Annotated in this window: 8 protein-coding genes; 6 read left to right on the top strand and 2 right to left on the bottom strand. The window is 35.8% G+C overall.

The window, feature by feature from the left end; all coding sequences use genetic code 11:
- Positions 1 to 164: 164 nt before the first annotated feature.
- A complete protein-coding gene (locus tag H7254_RS21385; protein WP_367875409.1) occupies positions 165 to 404 on the bottom strand; it encodes a PDDEXK nuclease domain-containing protein in 240 nt (79 codons plus the stop codon).
- A 615-nt stretch (positions 405 to 1,019) separates the two neighbouring features.
- On the opposite strand from H7254_RS21385, the gene H7254_RS01730 reads away from it, so the two are divergent.
- The 4 genes from H7254_RS01730 to H7254_RS01715 all read left to right on the top strand — a co-directional run bounded on the left by H7254_RS01730 (position 1,020) and on the right by H7254_RS01715 (position 3,958).
- A complete protein-coding gene (locus H7254_RS01730; RefSeq protein ID WP_301931340.1) occupies positions 1,020 to 1,700 on the top strand; it encodes a Crp/Fnr family transcriptional regulator in 681 nt (226 codons plus the stop codon).
- A 58-nt stretch (positions 1,701 to 1,758) separates the two neighbouring features.
- Positions 1,759 to 2,550, top strand: a complete 792-nt coding sequence (locus H7254_RS01725; RefSeq protein ID WP_301931339.1) for a sulfite exporter TauE/SafE family protein — start codon at positions 1,759 to 1,761, stop codon at positions 2,548 to 2,550.
- Positions 2,551 to 2,876: 326 nt separating this feature from the next.
- Positions 2,877 to 3,446: a YeeE/YedE family protein gene (locus H7254_RS01720; protein ID WP_301931338.1), complete on the top strand. Its 570-nt coding sequence runs from the start codon at positions 2,877 to 2,879 to the stop codon at positions 3,444 to 3,446.
- Positions 3,443 to 3,958 carry a DUF6691 family protein gene (locus H7254_RS01715; RefSeq protein WP_301931337.1) on the top strand — a complete coding sequence of 172 codons (516 nt, stop codon included), beginning with the start codon at positions 3,443 to 3,445 and terminating at the stop codon, positions 3,956 to 3,958. Before H7254_RS01720 ends, H7254_RS01715 begins: the two co-directional genes overlap by 4 nt.
- A 23-nt stretch (positions 3,959 to 3,981) precedes the next feature.
- Here H7254_RS01715 and H7254_RS01710 read toward each other — a convergent pair whose 3' ends face one another.
- Positions 3,982 to 4,239: a DUF2892 domain-containing protein gene (locus H7254_RS01710; protein ID WP_301931341.1), complete on the bottom strand. Its 258-nt coding sequence runs from the start codon at positions 4,237 to 4,239 to the stop codon at positions 3,982 to 3,984.
- A gap of 159 nt (positions 4,240 to 4,398) precedes the next feature.
- Between H7254_RS01710 and H7254_RS01705 the strand changes: the two genes are divergently transcribed.
- Complete coding sequence (locus H7254_RS01705) at positions 4,399 to 5,751, top strand: rhodanese-like domain-containing protein (RefSeq protein WP_301931336.1); 1,353 nt, start codon at positions 4,399 to 4,401, stop codon at positions 5,749 to 5,751.
- Between the two features lie 1,309 nt (positions 5,752 to 7,060).
- The gene (locus H7254_RS01700; protein ID WP_301931335.1) at positions 7,061 to 9,514 is read left to right on the top strand and encodes a glycoside hydrolase family 95 protein; all 2,454 of its coding nucleotides are present in this window, start codon (positions 7,061 to 7,063) and stop codon (positions 9,512 to 9,514) included.
- Positions 9,515 to 9,517 lie beyond the last annotated feature (3 nt).

Genomic DNA, 9,517 nt, shown 5'->3' with positions numbered 1-9,517 from the left:
TTGCAGTTTTGACTATTTATTTTTGGATAATTTTTGGTCTGTTTTATAATTCAGTTTGTTGTAACAGAACAGTGATGCAACGAAATAATAAAGCGGGTATCTAAATATCAAATCAATTTTCCTTTCTCATTTTCTATAATCTTCTTCAATTTTTTCTCACTTGGCTAATTGATTAAATACCTTGAAAAAAATAGCTGCTGCGGCAAACCCATTGTGGCATATTTTACTAATGGTGCATTTTTGCCGGAGCATAAAATGATACCAATAGGGGAGTCGTCCCCGGTATGCTCCTCGTTTTCTTTATAATAGTTTAGGTATATATTCATTTGTCCTGCATCTGAATGGGTGAACTCCGAAATTTTGAGGTCGAAAAGTATACTGCATTTAAAATTTTGTGGTAAAATAAAAAATGACCTCCGTAAAGCCCTTGTATTCGTATAAAGTACTATTGTAATTATCTATAATCTCATTGTTTTCTTCTAAATGAATTTCAAAAAACATCTTTTTATCTTTAATATCCTCAATCTCTAAAAAGAAGTTATTTTAAAATGGATTAATAAACCCACATGTAAAAAATTATCGTAAAAATCCATATTTAACCTAAATATATTTTGCACAATTTAAGATTACACCCTAATATAAAACGGAGCCCATAAAAATGAATTGCGGCAGGAGGTAAGTACAGCCGGAATTTTCATGCAATTATAAAAAAGTCATTTGATTCAAAGTATAACAGTAAACCATGAAAAAATACAATATCGTTTTCAAAGAAAAACGTTGGTATTTATGTTTAGTATGTTGAGAAAATAATTACGGAAAAAATATTTATAGTATTATCAATAATTAATTTTCCTAATTGCGGTTTTGATGGAAACGAAACAATGCCTGCAGCTGCTTTTCAATATTTTTACAAGTGCACAAATTGTTAAACTATACTAAAACCAAAGCAAGGGACATTGTTGCGTATATTGCAAATAAGGGACTGTAAATTGCCCACCAATATAAATGAATAAATTCTCATGGGCATAACTTCATTAAAAAGTGAACATCCAAACCAACTTCGGGACAATATGGACAATATCAACATAAAGCATCTCTTTCCAAATCTTGAAGAAGGTTTGTATACCGAAATGGTTAAACACGGAACAATAAAACATGTAAAAGCAGGTGAGGCATTACTTCGGGTAGGACAAACCATTCGCTCAACAATGCTCATTATAGATGGTATTGTTAAGCTATACAGAGAAGATGCTGAAGGCAAAGAGTTTTCTATTTATCATCTTGATGCAGGTCAGGCTTGTTCGCTTTCTATGGTATGTGCAGCGAAACATGAAACAAGTGAGGTTTTGGCAAAGGCCCTTACTGATACTACCATTTTAGCCATTCCGTTAGAGTTTATGGATCAATGGATGAGTAAATACAAAAGCTGGTATGAGTTTGTAATCACATCGTATCGCAATCGTTTTGAGGAACTATTAAAAACAATTGATGCCATTGCCTTCTCCAAGATGGATGAACGTTTGGAGAACTATTTAAAAAAGCAGGTAAATAAGTTAGGAGCAAATTTAAAAATGACTCATCAGGATATAGCCAACGACCTTAATTCATCCCGTGAAGTAATCAGCCGCCTGTTAAAAAAAATGGAAGCAAAAAACTGGGTCGTCATCCACAGGAACTCCATAGAGTGGATTAAGAATTAAACAGCCTGTGTGACTTATATCACGGTAGCTTCAAATAATTGCCATCAACTTTACAGCTATGGAAATAGCCGGATATATAGCTTCATTATTTATTGGTGTGGCATTAGGTTTAATTGGTGGCGGCGGGTCTATTCTTACTGTACCTGTATTGGTTTATTTGTTTGGTATTTCACCCGCCTTAGGTATTTCCTATTCCTTATTTGTTGTTGGTTTTACCAGCCTCGTTGGTGCCTTTAATAATTACTGCAAAGGTTTAGTCAATTTTAAAACAGTCCTGCTTTTTGGTGCATCTTCCATTACTACTGTTTTTATTACACGCAAATTTATTATTCCTCAGGTGCCAAATGTTTTGTGGCAAAGCGGTTCATTCCAGATTACACATGCTTTGTTGGTAATGGTAATATTTGCTATGTTAATGTTAGCGGCTTCCATTGCTATGATACAAAATAAAAAAGCATCTGTGGATGAAAACAGCCTTTCAAAAAAGAAGCCGGTACTTCTGTTGTTCTATGGTATTCTTATAGGATTGGTAACAGGTTTTTTGGGTGCCGGCGGCGGTTTCTTACTTATACCAGCCCTGGTAATATTAATGAAGTTGCCAATGAAGGAAGCTGTAGGAACTTCCTTGCTTATTATTTCCCTGAACTCCCTCATTGGCTTTATGGGTGATATAGGTCGTTATCCAATTGACTGGGACTTTTTATTTAGCGTTACAGCCATTGCCATTGCAGGTATATTTGCCGGTGGTTTTTTTAATCAAAAAGTAAACGCTGAAAAACTTAAAAAAGGTTTTGGATGGTTTGTGCTGGTAATGGGAATATATATTCTTGTTAAAGAAATTTTTTTGTAAATGTTATGTGACAATTATCACCGTTATATTTCAATAAACAAATGAAATTTGCATCATTGAATATTTTGGTTAAAATGGATGTGCAATTAATAAAGCAGAACAGAGAAAGAAATTATCTATGAAGAACTGGATGCAAAAAAATAAGCTGTTTTTTATTGGAGCTTTTACTGGAGCGATTGGAGGCTTTCTTTACTGGAACTATGTGGGATGCTTAACAGGCAACTGCGCCATTACTGCCAACCCAATAAGGAGCACAATTTACGGTACCGTAGTGGGTTCGCTGTTCTTAAGTTTTTTCAACAAATCATCAAAAAAACAAGTACACAATGATTGAATTTTTAAAGCAGCCTTGGGCCTGGTACGTGGCTGGTCCATTAATCGGGCTGATGGTTCCGGTACTGTTAATCACCGGCAATAAAACCTTTGGCATATCATCATCGTTGCGGCATATTTGTGCGGCATGTATGCCTGCTAAAATTCCTTTCTTCAGCTATCAATGGAAAAAAGAAGTATGGAACCTTGTTTTTGTATCAGGTATATTAGCCGGAGGTTTGATTGCAGGATTTTTCTTGTTGAATAATCAACCTGTTCAGGTAAACTCAAAATTAATAAGTGAGCTGGCAACTTATGGTATTACAGATTACAATTCTTTAGTGCCTCAACAGCTTTTTAACTTTACTGCCTTGTTCACGCTGAAAGGTTTTATACTGATTATTGGAGGAGGTTTTTTAGTAGGTTTTGGAACAAGGTATGCCGGAGGTTGTACTTCCGGTCATGCTATCATGGGCCTTTCTAATTTGCAACTTCCTTCGTTGGTAGCCACCATTTGTTTTATGACGGGGGGCTTTATAATGGCTAACCTTATTCTTCCATTTATTTTAATGCTTAAAATATGAATGATACAACAACTATAAAAATTAAGGAAATTAATACAGATTTTGAAGTGCGTTTTTTAGATCATCTTTCTACTGAAGAGCAACCACTCAAAGAGACGGCACTCTCTTATTTAAAATATTTATTGGCAGGAACTGCGTTCGGAATAATATTGGTGAAGTCGGAAGTTATCTCCTGGTTTCGCATACAGGAAATGTTTCGGTTACAAAGCTTTCACATGTATGGTTTAATTGGCTCTGCGGTTATTACAGCAATTATTTCTGTGCAGCTAATAAAAAGGTTTAATATAAAAACGCTTGGCGGAGAAATAATTGAATTGCCACAAAAAAAATTTAATAAAGGACAAATCTATGGCGGACTACTTTTTGGTTTTGGATGGGCACTTACGGGAGCATGCCCCGGTCCTATGTTTGCACAAATCGGTACAGGTGCATTAGTAGTAGTTGTTACTTTACTTAGTGCATTAGCAGGTACCTGGATGTATGGATTGTTAAGAGAAAAGTTGCCGCATTAATTTTTCAGGATCTTCACATCAAACTATTGTTTAGTTGGGCAGGTATTCGTTCCAGGCAAAGCATACAACGGACAAAATCCTACAAAGCTGGTTGATACAAAAATAGCACTCATTACTAATAATACTATTCCACATGTTTCGGTTACTGTTCCTGTGAAGTATAAAACAGCAAATACAATTGCGGCTAAAATTCTAATGATATGGTCTGGAGATCCCGTGTTTTTTTCATAAAATTTTTTTAATGTAGCAGCGCTACGATCTAACAGACTAAACCGATACACAAAAAACAAACGAATAATAACTTAAATCACTTATTCACAATTAAAAGTAACACCTTGATTATTGAATGAATTTGATATTAGTCACCCTGCTTTTTTGTAACAGGTATCACCAAACTGTAACTGTAATGGAGCGAATTTTGCCGCATAAAACAAACAACTATGGAGATAAAACAATTTGAAGACAAAAACCTTTCACAGTATAGCTATGCCATTTTAAGTAAGTGTGAAAAGAAAATTATATTAATTGACCCAGCCCGTAACACACAGCCATATCTTGATTATGCAAAAGAAAATAATGCACAGATAACAGGTGTAATTGAAACACATCCTCATGCCGATTTTATAAGCAGTCATTTGGAATTACATGATACAACTGGTGCAATAATCTATACAAGTAAATTAGTAAATGCTTTATATCCTCATCATTCATTTGATGAAGGTGAAACTATACAGCTTGGAAAAATAAGATTATCAGCTATCAACACACCCGGTCACTCACCCGATGGTATTAGTATATTGTTAGAGCACGCCGGAAAGCAAAAAGCAGTTTTTACTGGTGACACCTTATTTATTGGTGATTGCGGCCGACCCGATTTAAGAGAAGATGCAGGAAATATTAAAGCCTTCCGTAAAGATCTTGCCAAACAAATGTACCATTCCTTAAGAAATAAGTTAATGAGCCTGGATGATGATGTGTTGGTATATCCTGCTCATGGTGCAGGTACACTTTGCGGAAAAAATCTAAGTAAAGAAAACAGCAGCACTATTGAAGAAGAGGAAAAAACAAACTGGAGTTTACAAAATGCAACTGAAGAGGAATTTGTAAAGAACTTATTAGCCGGTCAGCCTTTTGTTCCTCAATATTTTTCTTTTGATGTGGAGCTGAATAGAAAAGGTGTATCAGCTATGAATGAAAGTTTATCCAAAATAAAAAGTGGTGAAGTAATTCATAAAAACACTAATTATTCTTTAGATAAAACAATATGGATTGTTGATACAAGAAAAGAAAACATGTTCAAAGACGGACACCTTCCTCAATCAATAAATCTGATGGAAGAAGGAAAGTTTGAAACATGGTTAGGCAGTATTATAAAACCCGGTGAACCATTTTATTTGGCAGGCGAAAGCAGCGAACAGATACAAAGAATGTTAATAAGGGCAGCAGCTATTGGTTATGAAAGCCAGATAAGGGAAACATTTGTTATTAATGATGCAGGTATTAAAGATGACAAAATTGATGTGGCTGAATTTAAAAATCACCAGAAAAATTTTACCATTGTGGATGTAAGAAATATATCAGAAGTAAAGGAAGGAAAAATATTTGCCAGAGCAATTTCTATACCATTGGCAGAAGTAAGAAACAGGATAAATGAAATCCCTGCAAATAAACCAATCGTAGTGCATTGTGCAGGTGGCTATAGAAGTGCAGCTGCCAGTTCATTAATCCATTCGATGCTTCATGGAAAAGTACATGTTTTGGATTTAGGAGAGGCAGTAAAGAATTTTATTTAGTATTTAAAAGTAAAAAATGAATAAAACAAAATACATACTTATTCTTATTTCAGCATGTATTTCAGCAATAGCTTACAGTCAAAAAAGCCATTATTAATAATTTTCACGGTGCGGTTGCTACCTTAAAGTTTTACAAAGCATGGTATGTAATGAAGAAATTGCATAAAAGATAATAAAAGCGCTGTTTCTTATTATCAATTACGCTTTCTTCGATCCACGTTTGAAAGGTAAATTAAGGGTAGAGTTGATTGCTTTTGGCGATGGGGTAGCAATTTTTACAAAAATAAATCAGTACGATCCGCTGCTTATTTAAGCCCAGGAAGCAGCGGCTGAGGAATTACAAAGCGCTATATTTATGTTTAAATCGAAGAAGCATAAAGAGGTAATAATTTTGAATTATACCTTGATCGTAAAAAGAATATAGGATAATATCTATTTGGTACAAACTATTTCCCGATAGTGATAAAAAAAATATCGTGGTGAAAACCACCAGCAAATTCCTCCGTTATAAATATTTAGCAGATAACCAATTGTGGCAAAATAAAAATATTTTTGTTATTGATTCATTATAAATCCCAGCTAAACTAACCCCCTCTCCCTATATCAAATTGCCCCCTTTAAAAACGATATAAATAAGGTACTGAAAATGCCTGCAGTTAGCGGAATAAAACAGTAATGAAGAACTCATAATCTCCCCGAATAAAATAAAAAAAGTAGGATTAAGATAGAAAATAAAAGGTAAAATATCTTTATAAAGCTTTTAATAAATAGTTTGTACCTTTTTTAAGCCAGACATAAGACCAGGTTACGATAAGTAATTCCAATCATTGTAATTAAGAACATATTGCAAAAAGGATAACTGATTCTGTTAATAATTCACTGAAAAATACTCAATATTTTTTTGTTAGAATGTGGATAGAATTAAGCCAGCGTTGCTGTAAAATTCCTGCTCGTTAGGGGTTTAACAGTGAATGATATTAAACAAACCTATGGTATCGGTTAAATCTTCAGTAACATAATTTTGGAACCACGTAATAAACACAATTGGTGTTATTATATAAATAGTTGAAGCAAAGTAAAAAATGTTTTCAGCTTAAAATCAATTACGATGGGTAAACAAAGCATTAAATAAATTAACCTTATAAATCCTGCTGTTAAGACAAACTGTAAATGGAGTACATGGCAGCTTGAAATAGAAATGCCTGACAACAATTTTAGGATTGATGTTGTGAAGGCAACTGATTTAAGAATATATTTAAAGTTGAAATAATTTGAATTCAGGAACAATTAATAATTTAATAGGATGCAAATGAAAAAAATAAATATTTTATTATTTGTGATGTTGGCTGTTGCAGCAGTGGTGTCTGCGCAGCAAACTGATGTAGCAGCGTCTATTCAAAACCATAATTTTGATCCTGCCACTTTGCTATGGTACGATGCACCTGCCAAAGTCTGGAACGATGCTTTGCCCGTTGGTAACGGTCGCCTGGGAGCCATGGTATTCGGCACACCGGATAATGAACGCATACAATTTAATGAAGAAACGTATTGGTCAGGCGGTCCATATTCTTCGGTAACAAAGGGCGGAGCTAAATATCTTCCTGAGGTGCAGAACCTTGTCTTTCAAAATAAATTTCTGGAGGCGCAAAAATTATTTGGCAGCAAATTAATGGGCTACCCGGTAGAGCAGCAAAAATACCAACCCATGGGAAACCTGGTTTTGCAATTTGATAACGGTAAGGAATATACGAATTATAAAAGATGGCTTGATCTTACAAACGGTGTTAGCGGTGTAGAATATTCAAGCGGAGGCGTAAAATATCACCGGGAAGTTTTTGTCTCTATTCCAGACCAGGTAATCGTAGTGCGGTTAACTGCAGATCAACAACAGAAAATTTCTTTGAGAGCTACTTTAAGAGGCGTGAGAAACCAGGATCACTCCAATTATGCAACAGATTATTTTCACATGTCGTCTGACGGAAATAATACTTTGATACTAAACGGCAAGTCTGCAGATTACCTCGGTGTAAAAGGACAGGTAAAATATGAAGCAAAATTAAAAGTAGTTTGTGAAGATGGCAGCATGACAATTGATGGAGATTATCTTGACATAAAAAATGCTACTTCAGTAACCTTGTACCTGGTAGCAGCCACCAATTTTATAAATTATAAAGACGTTAGTGCGGATGCACATTCCCGTATAGAAAATTATCTAACAGGATTTCAAAATAAATCTTATCATGCAATAAAATCGGGGCAGGTTGAAAGTTATCAAAAATATTTCAACAGGGTTACTTTAAATCTGCCTAAAACGGCTCAGTCTTATTTGCCAACCGATCAGCGGTTGCAAAATAACGTTACCGTAGCAGATCCTTCATTATCTGCATTGGCTTACCAGTTTGGCCGTTTTATATTAATTGCTTCATCGCTTCCCGGGACACAGGCAGCTAATCTTCAGGGTATCTGGAATGAAGATTCTGACCCGATGTGGGATTCAAAATATACCACCAATATTAATCTTCAAATGAGTTACTGGCCGGCAGATGCTGGCAATCTTTCAGATTGTGCCGAACCATTATACCAGCTGGTAAAAGATGTTAGTGACCAGGGTGCCCAGGTTGCAAAAGAAAATTATGGCTGCAATGGCTGGGTGCTTCATCAAAATACAGATTTGTGGATGGTAGCTGCGCCAATGGATGGGCCTACCTGGGGAACTTTTAGTACCGGGGGTGCCTGGTTGTGTAACCAACTCTGGCAGCAATATCTTTACACGAAAGATCCCGGATATTTAGAAAGAATTTATCCGCTTATAAAAGGCTCGGCACAATTTTTTATGGACTTTTTGGTAAAACAGCCCGGCTCTCAGTGGTATGTAACCAATCCTTCTTCCTCACCGGAAAATTTCCCCGGCAGGCCAGGCAATAAAACTTTTTTTGATGAAGTTTCCGGAAGCTTTATCCCTTTAACCAATATTTGCGCCGGGTCTTCTATTGATATGCAGATCATTGAAGATTTATTTTCCAGTTATACGGCTGCTGCAGCCCTTCTAAAAAGGGATATAGACTTTTCAAATAAAGTATCAGAAAGAAAAAAAATGTTGCTGCCACCAACAATCGGAAAGGACGGAAGTTTGCAGGAGTGGGCGCAGGACTGGGACCAGACCGAAAAGCAGCATCGCCATCTTTCACCGTTATATGGGTTATATCCGGGCGATGTACTTTCCTTTTCAAAAACACCGCAACTAATGGAAGCCTGTAAAATTTTGCTGGAGCGCCGGGGCGATGAAAATTCAGAGTGGTCCAGAGCCTGGAAAGTATGCCTTTGGGCAAGGATGAAAGATGGTAACCATGCGCTTAAAATATTAAAAGGCTATTATAAAGATGAAAGCCATGCACAGTTACTTTCAGGCCGGGGTAAAGTGATGCAGATAGATGGTACCATGGGCGTTGCAGCCGGCATTTCAGAAATGCTCATTCAATCGCAGGATGATAAAATTGAACTGCTGCCTGCATTACCTATGGAATGGAGCGAAGGCGAAGTAAAAGGAATGTGTACACGAGGAGCTTTTGCTATCAATATGAAATGGATGCAGCATAAAGTAACGAACTTAGAAATACTTTCAAAGCAGGGCGGTAGGTGCCGGTTACAAATGAACTCTAAAATGAAAGTTTATAACAATGGTAAAAATGTAAAGTTAAAAACCAATAAGGATGGAACAATAGAATTTGAGACCACAAAAAATGCAACTTATATTTTTAAATAAGCA

The organism is Ferruginibacter sp., from assembly GCF_014377975.1.
Classification (GTDB): Bacteria; Bacteroidota; Bacteroidia; order Chitinophagales; family Chitinophagaceae; genus Ferruginibacter.
This window is presented reverse-complemented; position numbering and strand designations above follow the sequence as displayed.